The sequence below is a fragment of the Achromobacter sp. 1012554356 genome (assembly GCF_059760815.1).
Genome location: NZ_JCBANC010000028.1, coordinates 53,057 through 67,970 on the forward strand (window position 1 = coordinate 53,057; position 14,914 = coordinate 67,970).

General features: G+C 65.1%; 13 protein-coding genes. 8 read left to right on the forward strand and 5 right to left on the reverse strand.

The genetic code is table 11. From position 1 onward, the window contains the following. The first annotated feature begins 14 nt into the window (after window positions 1-14). The 4 genes from AC6LJW_RS16090 to AC6LJW_RS16105 all read left to right on the forward strand — a co-directional run bounded on the left by AC6LJW_RS16090 (window position 15) and on the right by AC6LJW_RS16105 (window position 4,244). On the forward strand, window positions 15-761 hold the full coding sequence (locus tag AC6LJW_RS16090; RefSeq protein WP_056566402.1) for a pyrimidine 5'-nucleotidase: 747 nt from the start codon (window positions 15-17) through the stop codon (window positions 759-761). Window positions 762-812: 51 nt separating this feature from the next. Next, a complete protein-coding gene (slmA, locus tag AC6LJW_RS16095; protein ID WP_056560305.1) occupies window positions 813-1,388 on the forward strand; it encodes a nucleoid occlusion factor SlmA in 576 nt (191 codons plus the stop codon). 303 nt (window positions 1,389-1,691) lie between these two features. Next, window positions 1,692-3,185, forward strand: a complete 1,494-nt coding sequence (locus AC6LJW_RS16100; RefSeq protein WP_056560307.1) for a DASS family sodium-coupled anion symporter — start codon at window positions 1,692-1,694, stop codon at window positions 3,183-3,185. Between the two features lie 9 nt (window positions 3,186-3,194). Further along, complete coding sequence (locus tag AC6LJW_RS16105) at window positions 3,195-4,244, forward strand: Ldh family oxidoreductase (RefSeq protein WP_056560311.1); 1,050 nt, start codon at window positions 3,195-3,197, stop codon at window positions 4,242-4,244. A gap of 783 nt (window positions 4,245-5,027) precedes the next feature. Here AC6LJW_RS16105 and rodA read toward each other — a convergent pair. The 5 genes from rodA to AC6LJW_RS16130 all read right to left on the reverse strand — a co-directional run bounded on the left by rodA (window position 5,028) and on the right by AC6LJW_RS16130 (window position 10,673). After that, the gene (rodA, locus tag AC6LJW_RS16110) at window positions 5,028-6,164 is read right to left on the reverse strand and encodes a rod shape-determining protein RodA (protein WP_056560313.1); all 1,137 of its coding nucleotides are present in this window, start codon (window positions 6,162-6,164) and stop codon (window positions 5,028-5,030) included. Continuing rightward, the gene (gene mrdA / locus AC6LJW_RS16115; RefSeq protein WP_056560316.1) at window positions 6,161-8,089 is read right to left on the reverse strand and encodes a penicillin-binding protein 2; all 1,929 of its coding nucleotides are present in this window, start codon (window positions 8,087-8,089) and stop codon (window positions 6,161-6,163) included. The genes rodA and mrdA overlap by 4 nt, the downstream gene beginning before the upstream one ends. Before the next feature lie 15 nt (window positions 8,090-8,104). Then, the gene (gene mreD, locus AC6LJW_RS16120) at window positions 8,105-8,611 is read right to left on the reverse strand and encodes a rod shape-determining protein MreD (RefSeq protein ID WP_156395171.1); all 507 of its coding nucleotides are present in this window, start codon (window positions 8,609-8,611) and stop codon (window positions 8,105-8,107) included. A gap of 49 nt (window positions 8,612-8,660) precedes the next feature. Continuing rightward, a complete protein-coding gene (mreC, locus tag AC6LJW_RS16125; protein WP_056560320.1) occupies window positions 8,661-9,545 on the reverse strand; it encodes a rod shape-determining protein MreC in 885 nt (294 codons plus the stop codon). An 84-nt stretch (window positions 9,546-9,629) separates the two neighbouring features. After that, the gene (locus AC6LJW_RS16130; protein WP_006216320.1) at window positions 9,630-10,673 is read right to left on the reverse strand and encodes a rod shape-determining protein; all 1,044 of its coding nucleotides are present in this window, start codon (window positions 10,671-10,673) and stop codon (window positions 9,630-9,632) included. Between the two features lie 229 nt (window positions 10,674-10,902). Between AC6LJW_RS16130 and gatC the strand changes: the two genes are divergently transcribed. The 4 genes from gatC (at window position 10,903) to AC6LJW_RS16150 (ending at window position 14,663) form a co-directional block, all read left to right on the forward strand. Then, a complete protein-coding gene (gene gatC, locus AC6LJW_RS16135) occupies window positions 10,903-11,211 on the forward strand; it encodes an Asp-tRNA(Asn)/Glu-tRNA(Gln) amidotransferase subunit GatC (RefSeq protein WP_105241105.1) in 309 nt (102 codons plus the stop codon). Between the two features lie 3 nt (window positions 11,212-11,214). Continuing rightward, entirely contained in the window at window positions 11,215-12,828 is a 1,614-nt protein-coding gene (gatA, locus tag AC6LJW_RS16140; protein WP_498087750.1) for an Asp-tRNA(Asn)/Glu-tRNA(Gln) amidotransferase subunit GatA, read from the forward strand. A 4-nt stretch (window positions 12,829-12,832) separates the two neighbouring features. Then, on the forward strand, window positions 12,833-14,290 hold the full coding sequence (gene gatB, locus AC6LJW_RS16145; RefSeq protein WP_498087755.1) for an Asp-tRNA(Asn)/Glu-tRNA(Gln) amidotransferase subunit GatB: 1,458 nt from the start codon (window positions 12,833-12,835) through the stop codon (window positions 14,288-14,290). Window positions 14,291-14,414: 124 nt separating this feature from the next. After that, a complete protein-coding gene (locus tag AC6LJW_RS16150; RefSeq protein ID WP_156395079.1) occupies window positions 14,415-14,663 on the forward strand; it encodes a type II toxin-antitoxin system Phd/YefM family antitoxin in 249 nt (82 codons plus the stop codon). Window positions 14,664-14,914 lie beyond the last annotated feature (251 nt).

The following is a 14,914-nucleotide window of genomic DNA, read 5'->3' on the forward strand; positions in this document are numbered from 1 at the left end:
GCGCAAGCCTCATGATGCAAGTGCGACGCCAATTGCTGCGGCCCGCAGTGCGGATGCGCCGCTCCCGCGGGATTGCCACAGGCGCGCCCGAGCGCCTGTGGCTGTTCGATCTGGACAACACGCTCCACGACACATCGCACGCCATCTTCTCCAAGATCGACCACGGCATGACGATGGCGGTGGCCGAGGCGCTGAACGTGGACGTGGACGCCGCCAACCTCGTGCGGTCGCAATACTGGAAGCGTTACGGCGCCACCATGATTGGCATGGTGCGCCACCACGGCGTCGACGCCCACGAGTTCCTGCATCGCAGCCACGACTTCGACGTCGCGCCGCTGTTGCGCTCGGAAAAGGCGCTTGCCTACAAGCTGCGCCGCCTGCCTGGGCGCAAGGTGCTGCTGACAAACGCGCCGCTGCACTATGCGCGCTCTGTCCTGTCGCACCTGGGTATCCTGCGCCAGTTCGACAGCCTGTGGGCCATCGAGCACATGCGGCTGCACGGCGAGTTCCGGCCCAAGCCCTCCGCGGCGCTGCTGCGCTACGTGCTGGCGCGCGAAGGCGTGCCCGCCCACCGCGCCGTGCTGGTGGAAGACACGCTGGCCAACCTGCGGGGCGCCCGCCTGGCAGGCCTGAAGACGGTCCACGTGTATCACCCCGGCACCCCCTTCGGACGCGGACGCTCGCACCGCCCGGCCTACGTCGACTTGCGGGTAAACTGCGTCAGTGATTTATTGTTACGCCGGCGCCCCCTGCGGGGCTGACGGCACGCAGTATCCCCTCCACCCGTCATCCTGCGCGAAGCAGTCCCTCCCATGGCGAGCAAACCCGGCGAGCGCAAGACCCAGATTCTGCAGACTCTGGCCGAAATGCTGGAGCAGCCGCACGCGTCCCGCATCACCACGGCCGCCCTCGCCGCGCGCCTCGAAGTCTCCGAAGCCGCCCTCTACCGGCACTTTGCGAGCAAGGCGCAGATGTTCGAAGGGCTGATCGAGTTCATTGAAACCAGCATCTTCACGCTGGTGAACCAGATCGCCACCGCCGAGCCCTATGGATTGCCGCAGGCTCACAAGACGGTCTCCATGCTGCTGACCTTCTCGGAGCGCAACAAGGGCATGACGCGCGTGCTGACTGGCGATGCGCTGGTCACGGAAGACAACCGGCTACAGGAACGCATCAATCACATCAACGACCGCATCGAGGCATCGTTGAAGCAATCGCTGCGCATCGCCATCACCGACGGCGGCCTGCCGCAGGAAGCCAACGTCGCCGCGCATGCCAGCCTGCTCACGCATCTGGTGCTGGGCCGCTGGCTGCGTTACGCGCAGAGCGGATGGCGGGTCACGCCCACGCTGCATCTGGACGAACAGCTACGCCTGGCCCTGGGTTGACGCGCCGGCATTAGCGCCGTTTCGCGGAACAATCCCGGTGGTGTGCAGGGGCAAAACGAACTTTATCGTGTCCCGATTGGTTCGCGCCGACGCAACACTCGTACGCTTGCCCCGCCATGGGGGCGACGAGCATAATGCCCAGAACGAGTTTTCCACAAGCGCTGTTTTTCACCTTCTTGACGCTCATCAATACGGGTTTTCCACAATGCCGTCACGATCATCCTGTAGCGTCGAAACACCGGACTGATTTACCCCGTGCTCGCGGGCGGTGTTTCGTCAGTTTGACCTCAACTGGAGAAGGATATGGCTGCGGAAACCGCTGTCCCCGCCTCGCAAGCCCCCCAAAAAACCAAGATTCCCATCGGGCTCATCGCCGGCATCCTCGTGATGATCGGCGTTTTAATGATGCCCTTGCCGGCAGACCTGCCCGTTGCAGGCCATCGCATGCTGGCAATCCTGGCGTTTGCCGTGGTCGTCTGGATCACCGAAGCCGTCTCGTACGAAGCCAGCGCCATCATGATCACGACGCTGATGGCTTTCCTCCTGGGCACCGCGCCCACCATCAAAGATCCCAACGTTCTCTACGGCACGTCCGCCGCCATCAGCATGGCGCTGACCGGCTTTGCGAACTCGGCGCTGGCGCTCGTCACCGGCGCCTTGTTCATTGCCGCCGCCATGACATTCACCGGACTGGACCGGCGCATCGCGCTGGTGACGCTGTCCAAGGTGGGCACCAGCACGCGCCGCATCCTCATCGGATGTATCGCCGTGACGATCGTGCTGAGCCTGGTCGTGCCCAGCGCCACCGCGCGCAGCGCCGCCGTGGTTCCGATCATGATGGGCGTGATCGCGGCCTTCGGCGTGGACAAGCGCTCGAACATCGCGGCCGGCATCATGATCATCGTGGCCCAGGCCACCAGCATCTGGAACGTCGGCATCCAGACCGCCGCCGCGCAGAACCTGCTGACGGTCGGCTTCATGGAAAAGATGCTGGGCGAACGCGTGGCATGGTCGGACTGGCTGATCGCCGGCGCCCCTTGGTCTCTCATCATGTCGGCCGTGCTGATCGTCGTCGTGCTCAAGCTGCTGCCGCCTGAAAGCAACAGCATCGCCGGCGGCAAGGAAGCCGTCGAGAAATCGCTGCTCGACCTAGGTCCCATGACCGGCGCGCAAAAGCGCCTGATGGCCGTGTCGGTCATGCTGCTGCTGTTCTGGTCGACCGAAGGCAAGCTGCACAAGTTCGACACCACCTCGACCACCTACTTCGGCCTGGTGCTGCTGATGCTGCCGCGCTTTGGCGTGATGACGTGGAAAGACGTGCAATCGCGCATCCCATGGGGCACGGTGATCGTGTTCGGCGTGGGCATCAGCCTGGGCACGGCGCTTCTCACGACGCAGGCCGGCCAGTGGCTGGGCAACCAGGTGGTGCATCACACCGGCCTGGACCACCTCGGCCCGCTCGCCATCTTCGCCATCCTGGCGGCCTTCCTGATCGTGATCCACCTGGGCTTTGCCAGCGCCACCGCGCTGACCTCGGCCATGCTGCCCATTCTGATCTCGGTGCTGGCAACGCTGCCGGGCGACTTCAGCCGCCTGGGCATGACGATGCTGCTGGGCTTCGTGGTCAGCTATGGCTTCATCCTGCCCATCAACGCGCCGCAGAACATGGTGTGCCTGGGTACCGAAACCTTCAACGCCAAGCAATTCGCCAAGGTGGGCATCATCGTGACCATCGTGGGCTACCTGCTGATGCTGCTGATGGGCATGACCTACTGGCGCTGGCTGGGCTGGCTGTAAGGAGTCGTCATGAAAATCACGATTGCCCAAGCTAACGAATACGGCCGCCGGGTGCTGATGGCACAAGGCGTGCCGGAAGACATCGCGCGTGATGTCGCCGAACATCTGGTGGAATCGGACCGCGTGGGATACACGAGCCACGGCCTGTCCATCCTGACGAACTACCGCCGCGTGCTGTCCGAGGGCCTGGCCCAACCCGACGGACGTCCCGAACTCCTCAACGACCGCGGCGCAATGCTGGCCTACGACGGCCACCACGGACTGGGCCAGTACGTGGGTAAGGTCGTCATCGAAAAGGCGATCGAGCGCACGCAGGAACATGGCCAGTGCATCCTGACCCTGCGCCATAGCCATCACCTTGGCCGCATGGGCCATTTCGGCGAGATGGTGGCAGCCAAGGGACTGATCCTGCTGGCTTTCACCAACGTGATCAACCGCTCGCCCACCGTCGCCCCGTTCGGCGGCGCCCAGGCGTGCCTGACCACGAATCCGCTGTGCTTCGCCGGCCCCCTACCCGGCGGCCGGCCGCCGTTCATCGTGGACATGGCCACCAGTTCGATCGCGGTGAACAAGGCGCGCGTGCTGGCGGCCAAGGGTGAGCAGGCGCCGCCGGGGTCGCTGATCGACGCTGACGGCAACCCGACTACTGACCCGGGCGCGCTCTTTACCGATCCTCCTGGCGCATTGTTGCCATTCGGCGGCCACAAGGGCTACGCACTGGGCCTGGTTGCCGAACTGCTCGCGGGCGTCCTGTCCGGCGGCGGCACCATCCAACCCGAACATCCGCGCATCGGCGTGGCGACAAACAATATGTTCGCGCTGCTGCTGGATCCGCAGGTGGACTTCAATACTGATTGGCGGTCGATGGAAGTCGGCGCATTCATCGACTACCTGCACGCGTGCAAGCCGCAGCCTGGGGTGGAATCGGTGCAGTATCCGGGTGAGTATGAGGCCCGGAATCGGGCGGTCAATGCGGATTCGGTGGAGTTTGATAGTCGAATCTGGGATGGGTTGACGAAGTTGGCCGTGGAGCTTGGGGTGCCTGAAGCGTTGCCGTGAGGGAGTTTCGGGGACGGGATTTAGGCTGGCATTCATGCGCGTTCTTTTGACGCCCGCCGTAGCGGGGGCTGGGGAGCGCGGGGCGAGTTGGGTTCTTTAGGTGCTTGCCCACGGAGGGGGGAAAGAGAGAGATCTTGCGGTGCCCGCCCCCGGCCGGCCGCGCGGGCGGCCATTGGGGGCTTACGCGGCGTCTTGCGTCGTGGCGATGACGCTTCGCGTGTGGCTACGACTGCTCCAGGTGTCTGACACCCTGGTGCGATCCACGTCATGCCAAGCGCATCTCCCTAGGGTGTCAGACACCGGCAGAGCCCCCGCTACGACGTGCTCCAGTCGCTTCAGCTTTGCCGACGGCGGGGCGAGTTGGGTTCTTTAGGTGCTTGCCCACGGAGGGGAGAAAGAGAGAGATCTTGCGGTGCCCGCCCCCAGCTGGCCGCGCGGGCGGCCTTCGGGGGCTTACGCGGCGTCTTGCGTCGTGGCGATGACGCTTCGCGTGTGGCTGCGACTGCTCCAGGTGTCTGACACCCTGGTGCGATCCACGTCATGCCAAGCGCATCTCCCTAGGGTGTCAGACACCGGCAGAAGAACGAAAACCGTCGCGCATTCCGGTGTCCGGACCCAACTGCAGATAGCGGTCGGCTCGCCATTAAGCGTCACTTGAACTGCAGTGCCCGATGGGGGGGCCGCCCAGGCAAGTCCAGAGCGAAGGCTCCGGTCCGCAATCGTGGGCGATCGTGCCCACGGTGACCGCGGCGTCGGGCGACCCACGAAGAACAACCACCAACATCAAGTCTTCACAGACCGATGCCGACTGATACTCATCATGATCCCAAACGCAATCCCCATCGTGAACAACGCCGTCCCCCCGTAGCTCATGAACGGCAACGGCACCCCCACCACGGGCAAGATCCCCGTCACCATGCCCACGTTCACGAATACGTAGATGAACAGCATCATCGTCAGCGCACCCGCCAGCAACCGGCCGAATTGCGACGCGGCCCGGGATGCGATCGTCAAACCGCGCGCCATCATCAGCCCGTACAGCACCAGGATCGCAATACCGCCGTACAGGCCAAATTCCTCGGCGTACACGGCAAAGATGAAGTCAGTCGTGCGCTCCGGGATGAAGTCCAGGTGCGTCTGCGTCCCCTTCATGTAGCCTTTGCCGTAGACGCCGCCCGAGCCCACCGCGATCATCGATTGAATCGTGTGAAAGCCCTTGCCCAGCGGGTCCGAACTGGGGTTGAGCAGCGTGCAGACCCGGTGCTTCTGGTATTCGTGCAGCACTACCCAGTCCACGTCCGGCTCGCATAGCTGGTCTTCGTAATAGACCAGCGTGCCGATGGCAATGACGCCGGCCAGCATGACCGGCACCAGCAGTTTGAACGACAGACCCGCGAAATAGATCACGAAAAAGCCCGCGCCGAACACCAGCAGTGCCGTGCCCAGGTCAGGCTGCAACACGATCAGGCCGAAGGGTGCGGCCAGCATCGCGGCGGCGGCCAGGAAGTCGCGCACGCGGACCGCGCCTTCGTGGCGCTGGAAATACCAGGCCAGCATCATCGGCACCGCGATTTTCATCATCTCGGACGGCTGGATGCGGGTCACGCCCAGGTTCAACCAGCGGGTCGCGCCCTTGCTGGTCTCGCCGAAGAACTCGACGCCCAGCAGCAGCACCACGCCCACCACGTAGAACGGCAACGCCAGCTTCATCAGCAGCTTGGGCGGAATCAGCGCCATCGTCCACATCGCGAAGAACGCGATGATGAAGTTGCGCGACTGTTCCGCGAAGCGCCAGTCAGTGCCGCCGACGGCCGAGTGCATCACCGTCAGGCCAAGCGCCGCGAACATCATCAGGATCGCGAGCAGCGGCCAGTCGAAGGCCGTGAACACGCGCAGCAGGATCAGGCCAAGACGTTTCATTGTTGGCGCACCAGGTCGGAGGCGATGTCGTCGACCGTCGCCATGGTGTCCGCGCGCTCGGGCCGGACGATCTTGTCCTGGCGATCCTTGGCCAGCCAGTAATCGAAGACCTTGCGCGCGACCGGAGCCGCCACGCTGGCGCCCCAGCCGGCGTTCTCGACGATCAGCGCCACGGCGATGCGCGGCTGCTCAAGCGGCGCGAAGCCCATGAACAATGCGTGGTCGCGCAGGCGTTCGTCGATCGCGCTGGCGCGGTAATGGCCGCCTCGCAGGCTGAACACCTGCGCGGTGCCGGTCTTGCCGGCGGCCTGGTACGGCGTGTTGGCGAACGCGCGCCGCGCCGTGCCGGCACGCACCACGTCGGCCATGGCGTTCTTGATGACGTCCACGTTGGCCTGCTTGAGTGGAATGCGGTAATCGGGCGGCGCCTCGGTCGGCTTGGCCACGCCCGAGCGCGGATCGCGGACCGCATGCACCAGGTGCGGGCGGCGGTACAGGCCATTGTTGGCCAGTGTGGAGGTGCCCTGCGCCAACTGCAGCAGCGTGAAGGCGTTGTAGCCCTGGCCCACGGCCACGGAAATGGTCTCGCCCGCGTACCAGCGCTGGCGTTCCTTGTCTTTGTAGGCTGCACGCTTCCAGTCGGTGGACGGCAGCACGCCGCGCTTCTCGCCTTCCAGGTCGATGCCGGTGATCTGGCCGAATCCAAACTGCTTGGTGAAATCGTGCAGCGCGTTCACGCCGATTTCCGGTCCGAGCGAGTAGAAATAAGTGTCGGACGACACGACGATGGCCTTGTGCATGTCCGTCATGCCATAGGCTGCGCCGCCCGCGTTGCGGAACTTCTGCCCGCCGAATTCGTAATAGCCCGGGTCCGAGATGCGATCGGTGGCGCGGCGCTTGCCCAATTCCAGCGCGGCCAGTCCCACGAAGGGCTTGTACGTGGAGCCGATGGGATACGTGCCGTACAGGGGACGGTTGATCAGCGGGTGGTCCGGCGATTCGTTCAGCATGCGCCAGTTGTCGACATCAATGCCGTCCACAAACAGATTGGGATCGAACGACGGCTGCGAGACGAACGCCAGTACTTCACCCGTGTCCGGGTCGATGGCGACGAGCGCGCCACGCTGTCCCTCGAAGGCCTCTTCAGCCACCTTCTGCAGGCCCATGTCGATGGACAGCATGATGTCCGAGCCCGGAACGGGATCGATGCGGCGCAGCGTGCGCATGGGCCGGCCGCCAGCGGTGACCTCGACTTCTTCGAGACCCGTGCGGCCGTGCAGCTGCTCTTCCCAGGTCTTCTCGATGCCCTTCTTGCCGATGACTTCGGTGCCGCGGTAGTTGCCGAGCTGACCGGCGCGGTCCAGCTCCTCGATATCGTTGTCGGCGATGCGGCCAATGTAGCCGACCACGTGCGCGGCCGACACGCCCTGCGGGTATTCGCGCACCCAGCGGGCGCGCAGCTCGACACCCGGAAACTGGAATGCGTGCGCGGCAAACCACGCGGCCTCGGTTTCGTTCAGGTTGTTGCGCAACTGCAGGCTGGCGTAGCGGCTGGATTCGGCCGCACGGCGCTTGAAGCGGCGCTGGTCGGACGGACTGATGTAGACGACTTCGGTCAGGCGCTCGAAGAGTTCGTTCATGTTGCCCGCGTGGGCCGGCACAACTTCGAGCGTGTAGGTACGGTAGTTGCGGGCCAGGACCTCGCCGTTGCGGTCCAAGATCTCGCCGCGGCGCGGCGGAATTGGCACGACCGCGATGCGATTGCGGTCGGCGCGTTCGGACAGGCCCTCGTAGCGGTCGACCTGCAGGTACCAGAAGCGGCCCACCAGCACGCCGAAGCAGACCAGCGCGAAGGCGCCGCCCACCCAGGCGCGCAGGCGAAAGCGCTGCTTCTGCTGCTGGCCGGTTTTCTTGAATTCAAACATGACGCAACGCCGCCGTCAGGCGGACGAAGATTCGGCGTCGTCGACACCGCGTTGCGGCAGGTGCAGCACCCAACCCGCCAGCGGCCACAGCGCAGCCGTCAGCAGCACGCTGATGCCCCAGTCCCAGCCCGGCCATTTTCCGGCCAGCCACGCGTGGATGATCTGGGTGACAAAACGCGCAATGAAGAACACAGGCAGCATGTGCATCGCCTGGCTCCAGAGATCGAAACGCTGCAGCCGGCGGTGCAGGACGACCGCGCCGTAGGCGACGAGCGTGTACGACAGCGCGTGCTCGCCCAGGAGGCCCGCGTCGTGCACGTCCATGAGCACGCCAAAGAAGAACGCGGTGAACAGGCCCACGCGGCGCGGCTCGTGCACGCACCAGAAGGCGATGATGAGCAGCAGCACGTCGGGCGCGCCTTGCCACAGGCGCCACGGCAGTAAAGACACCAGCCAGGCAAGCAGGACGGTGCCCCACACGAAGAAGGCATGCGCGGGACCCGACAGGCGGTCGGGCTGCACGTTGCTGGGCGTGCCGAGGCGGCGCGGCGACTGCCCCGCCGCTTGTTGATTAGTCCGATCCACCGGAATCGACCTCCTGACGGTTGGACTCGGCGCGATCCACATCTACCTGCAGAACCAGGAAGTGGCGATAGCGTTCGGGATGGGCCAGCGGTTCACACACGGCACGCGCGAAACCGGATGCGGTATCACGTTCCACCGAGGTCACTTTGGCCACGGGCAGGCCGGCGGGAAAGAGGCCGCCGACGCCGCTAGTGACAATAGTATCCCCTTCCTTGATGTCCGCATTGGCCGCCAGGTAGCGCACTTCCATCTTGCCGGGCGAATTGCCGCCGAACGCGATGAGGCGCAGTCCGTTGCGCAAAAGTTGCACGGGGATGGAGACCTGCTCGTCGGTGACGAGCGCCGCCTCGGCGGTCATGGGCGTCACCCGGACAATCTGGCCGACCACGCCGCCTTCGTCGATGACCGGCATGCCGGGCGCAAGACCTGCCTTGCTGCCCTTGTTGAAAACCAGGCGCTGGGTGAACGCGTTGGTGGGTTCGTACATGACTTCGACCACCACGGCGGACTGCGCCACGGTGTCCGTCACGCCAAGGAGGCGGCGAAGCTGGGAGTTTTCGGCGGCAAGCTGCGCCGCGTGGGACGCGACCTGCGCGAGTTCGATGCGCTGGCGCTGCAGCGCTTCGTTTTCGCTGCGGATGAGGTTGGCCGCGTTAACCCATTCGTTGACTTGCTGGACGAGATCGCGCGGCGCCATGACGGCACGCTGGAACGGATAAAGCCCTACGGCAATCGCGCGGCGCGCCGGCTCCAGCATGCGCCATTGGGAATCCATGACGATCAGGGCCAGGGCAAGGACGACCAGAACGACGAGCCGCACCTCTGCCGGTGGGCCGCGCCTGAATAGGGGAGGAGTCCCTTGTCGTTGCATGAATCTCAGCCCGGGCGCCCGCGTCCGAGGCTCCCGCAGCGGCCGGAGCCAGAATAAAGCGGGGCTCCGGGCTGGCGGGCAATATTAGTCGTTGATGAAGATGGCGCCCAGTTTCTCAAGGTGTTCCAGCGCTTCGCCGCAACCGCGCACGACGCAGGTCAGGGGATCGTCGGCCACCACGACCGGCAGGCCGGTTTCTTCTTGCAGCAGGCGGTCCAGGTCGCGCAGGAGCGCGCCGCCACCGGTCAGGGCGATGCCCTTGTCGGTGATGTCCGCGCCCAGTTCGGGCGGCGTCTGTTCAAGCGCGATCTTGACGGCGGAAACGATCTGATTCAGCGGATCGGTCAGCGATTCCAGGATCTCGTTGGACGATACCGTGAAGCTGCGCGGCACGCCTTCGGCCAGATTGCGGCCCTTGACTTCGATTTCGCGGACTTCGGAACCCGGGAATGCCGAGCCGATTTCCTTCTTGATCAGTTCGGCCGTGGGTTCACCGATCAGCATGCCGTAGTTGCGACGGATGTAGTTGACGATGGCCTCGTCGAACTTGTCGCCGCCGACGCGCACGGAACCCTTGTAGACCATGCCGCCCAGCGAGATGACAGCCACTTCGGTGGTGCCGCCGCCGATGTCGACGACCATCGAGCCGCTGGCATCGGACACGGCCAGGCCGGCGCCGATGGCGGCGGCCATGGGTTCTTCGATCAGGAAGACGTGGGAAGCGCCGGCGCCGAGCGCCGATTCGCGGATGGCGCGGCGTTCAACCTGGGTGGAGCCGCAGGGCACGCAGACAATGATCCGCGGGCTGGGCGCCAGCATGTTGCGGGGGTGCACCATGCGGATGAACTGCTTGAGCATCTGCTCGGTGACCGTGAAGTCGGCAATCACGCCGTCCTTCATGGGCCGAATGGCTTCAATGTTGCCGGGGACGCGGCCGAGCATCTGCTTGGCTTCGTGCCCGACGGCTTGAATGATCTTCTTGCCGTGGGGGCCGCCTTCATGACGGATTGCGACCACGGAAGGTTCATCGAGAACGATGCCCTTGCCGCGGACGTAAATCAGCGTATTGGCGGTACCGAGGTCAATCGCCATATCGCTGGAAAAATAACTGCGCAGGAATCCGAACATGGGAGCTCAGCTAAATTCTGGGGGGAATTGGGGTCAGGCCGCGGGGCGTTTGGCCCGTAAAACAACGGGTCCGCCTGTCATCACGGCGATTAAACCGTGAATCATAACTTATAATTTCCCCGGAAATAGCGCATAAATGCAGGCTATTCAAGCTTTGTAACGGGTTTGGCGTATGCATACTGCCCTCTCCCGCCCCTCGGCCTTCGCTTATCGATTTTTGCAATCCCTCATGGCGCTCAACGACAAAGATGTGGCCCGCATTGCCCGGCTGGCCAGAATCGAACTGACCCCCGACCAGCGCACCGTCGCGCAGGCCGAACTCAACGGCATCCTCCATCTGATCGAACGGCTTCAGTCCGTCGATACCCAAGGCGTCGAACCCCTGGCCCATCCCTTGTCCGCCCACGAGGACATCGTATTGCGCCTGCGTGAAGACGCCGTGACCGAAGCCGGTTCGGAAGCCCGCCGCCAGGAATTGCTGGCCAACGCTCCCGATGCCCAGGACGGCCTGTTCCTGGTTCCCAAGGTCCTGGAATAAGTCATGACGAAACCTGCCCTGCACACCCAATTCGAGGGGATCGCCGCTCTGCGTGCGGCCCTCGCGCAACGCGAAGTCAGCGCTGTCGAGCTGGCGCAAAGCGCCTTATCGGCCGCCGAAGCCGCCAGCGGCCTGAATACCTTTTTACATATTGACGCCGAATTGACGCTGGCCGAGGCCCGCGCTGCCGACGCCGCCCTGGCGGCCGGCACCGCCGGTCCGCTGGCTGGCATCCCGATCGCCCACAAGGACGCGTTCGTGACGCGCGGCTGGCGCACCACCGCGGGCAGCAAGATGCTCGAAGGCTACGTCAGCCCGTTCGACGCGACCGTTGTGGAACGTCTGGGCGCGGCCGGCGCGGTCTCGCTGGGCAAGCTGAACTGCGACGAATTCGCCATGGGCTCCGGCAACGAGAACTCGGCTTATGGCGCCGTGAAGAACCCCTGGGATCACGCTGCCGTGCCCGGCGGCTCGTCGGGCGGTTCGGCCGCCGCCGTGGCCGCCCGCCTGGTGGCCGCCGCCACCGGCACCGACACCGGTGGCTCGGTCCGCCAACCCGCCGCGCTGTGCGGCGTCAGCGGCATCAAGCCCACCTACGGCACCGTGTCGCGCTACGGCATGGTGGCCTTCGGCTCCAGCCTGGACCAGGCCGGCCCGCTGGCTCCCAGCAGCCGCGACCTGCTTGAACTCCTGGACGTCATCAGCGGCTTTGATCCGCGCGACGCCACCAGCCTCGAAAAATGCGACGGCGCCGTCAACGAGCCCGGCCGCGTGCGCCGCGACTTCGACGCCGCGCAGGCTCGTTTCGACGCCGCCGGCAGCCAGCCCCTGAAGGGCCTGCGCATCGGCGTGCCCGAAGAATATTTTGGCGACGGCCTGGCCCCCGATGTCGCTGCCGCCGTGCAGGCCGCGCTTGCGCAGTTCGAGGCGCTGGGCGCCGTGCGCGTGCCGGTGTCGCTGCCTCGCACCGAGCTGGCCATTCCGGCCTACTACGTGATCGCCCCCGCCGAAGCGTCCAGCAACCTGGCCCGCTACGACGGCGTGCGCTATGGCCACCGCGCCAAGCAGTACGGCGACCTGAACGAGATGATCAGCCGCTCGCGCGCCGAAGGCTTCGGCGACGAGGTCAAGCGCCGCATCCTGATCGGCACCTACGTGCTGTCCCACGGCTACTACGACGCCTACTACCTGCAGGCCCAGCGCCTGCGCCGCCTGATCGCGCAGGACTTCCAGCGCGCCTACGCGGATCAGTGCGACGTCATCATGGGACCGGTCACGCCGACGGTCGCCAAGAACATCGGCGACAACCGCGACGACCCGACCGCCGACTGGCTGGCCGACGTCTACACGCTGGGCGTCAGCCTGGCCGGCCTGCCCGCCATGTCGATTCCTTGCGGCTTTGGCGGCGAGAGTGGACAGCCCCCACGCTCGCAAGGCTCGCTGCCCCCCGAGGGGGCTGCCAGCGCCTTGGGGCGGCCCGGCGACGCTGGCGGCTCGCGCCCCATCGGCCTGCAGATCATCGGCAACTACTTCGACGAAGGCCGCCTGCTGGCCATCGCCGACCGCTACCAACACGTGACGGACTGGCATCAGCGTGTCCCTGTCCAGCAAGGCTGAGAACATGAACTGGGAAATCGTCATCGGCCTGGAAACGCACACGCAGCTTTCCACGGACTCCAAGATTTTTTCGGGCAGCAGCACGCAATTCGGCGCCGCGCCCAACACGCAGGCCAACGAAGTCGACCTGGCCCTGCCGGGCAGCCTGCCGGTCATGAACCGCGGCGCGGCCGAACGCGCCATCCGCTTCGGCCTGGCCGTCGGCGCCAAGATCGCGCCGCGCTCGGTTTTCGCGCGCAAGAACTACTTCTACCCTGACCTGCCCAAGGGCTACCAGATCAGCCAGTACGAGCTGCCGGTGGTGGTGGGCGGTTCGCTGTCGTTCTTCGTCGGCGAAGAAGAAAAGACCGTCAACCTGACGCGCGCCCACCTTGAAGAGGATGCCGGCAAGTCTCTGCACGACGACTTCAACCTGGGCAATGGCAGCCCGGCCAGCGGCATCGACCTGAACCGCGCCGGCACCCCGCTGCTCGAAATCGTGACTGAGCCCGAAATGCGCTCCGCCGCCGAGGCCGTGTCCTACGCGCGCGCGCTGCACAGTCTGGTCGTGTGGCTGGGCATCTGCGACGGCAACATGCAGGAAGGCTCATTCCGCTGCGACGCCAACGTGTCGGTCCGCCCGGTGGGCCAGAAGGAATTCGGCACCCGCACCGAGATCAAGAACGTCAACTCGTTCCGCTTCCTGGAACGCGCCATCATCTATGAAGCGCGCCGCCAGATCGAACTGATCGAGGACGGCGGCACCGTCGTCCAGGAAACGCGCCTGTACGACGCCGACCGCGACGAAACGCGCAGCATGCGCAGCAAGGAAGACGCGCACGACTACCGCTACTTCCCCGATCCCGACCTGCCCACGCTGGTGATCTCCAGCGCGTGGGTGGACGAGGTCCGCGCCGCCATGCCCGAACTGCCGGCCGCCCAGCGCGCCCGCTTCGAAACGGAATACGGCCTGCCCGCCTACGACGCCGCCCAACTGACCGTCAGCCGCGACCTGGCCGCCTACTTCGAAGCCGTGGCGCACGCGCTGCCGGCAGGCCAGGCCAAGCTCGCGTCCAACTGGGTCATGGGCGAAGTGGCCGCCGTGCTCAACAAGGAAGAAAAGACCATCGCCGAATCGCCCGTCGCGGCGCCGGCGCTGGCGGCCCTCATCGGCCGCATCATCGACGGCACGATCTCCAACAAGATCGCCCGCGAGGTCTTCGGCGCCATGTGGTCCGGCGAGAACGGCGGCGATGCGGATGCCATCATCGAATCGCGCGGCTTGAAGCAGATCAGCGACACGGGCGCCATCGGCGCGATGATCGACGAGGTGCTGGCCGCCAACCCGGCCATCGTCGAGGAGTACCGCGCCGGCAAGCAGAAGGCGTTCAACTCCCTGGTCGGCCAGATCATGAAGGCTGCACGCGGCAAGGCCAACCCGCAGCAGGTGAATGATCTGCTGAAGCAGAAGCTGGATAGTTGATCGGCGCCCGGTTCTCCTCGCGGGGACCGGCGCAATATCAGACTGAATCAAGGGCCGCGGCAGATTGCCGCGGCTTTTTCTTTGGCGAAGAATGGAAGGGTCAAAGTCTGATGGGAAGACGACCATGTCTCCGTACTTCGAAGTGCCTCTGGAACAGATGCCCCAACGTGTAGATTCGCTTATTGAAGCCGCACACCAAGGGGCTCGCATCGTCGTATTGCGCGACGGCAAGCCCTACGCCCAGATCCGTCCAGTTAATCCCATGATGAGCGAAAACGCGCATTGGGCGCTGGAGTCGATAAGGACGTTTCCAGCTGTCCAGCACGACAGCTATGAAAGCTGGTGGGCGGCGGTAAAGCCGGTGCACGAATGAAACTCGTCCTTGACGCCTCGGTGGCCCTCAATTGGCTGGGCCTGCCCAGCCAGCCCTTCCGCGATGCCGCATTTCGCATTCTGGATGGGCTGGACGATTACGCCACCTACGTGCCGACGATCTGGCACCTGGAAGTCGCCCATGGGGCGATGCGTGCGGAGCGCGCTGGAATGGCAAGCGCGGGCCACCGGCGCAACGCTCGCCACCTTCGATCAGAAGCTCTGTGTCGCGGCACAAGCGTGCGGCATACC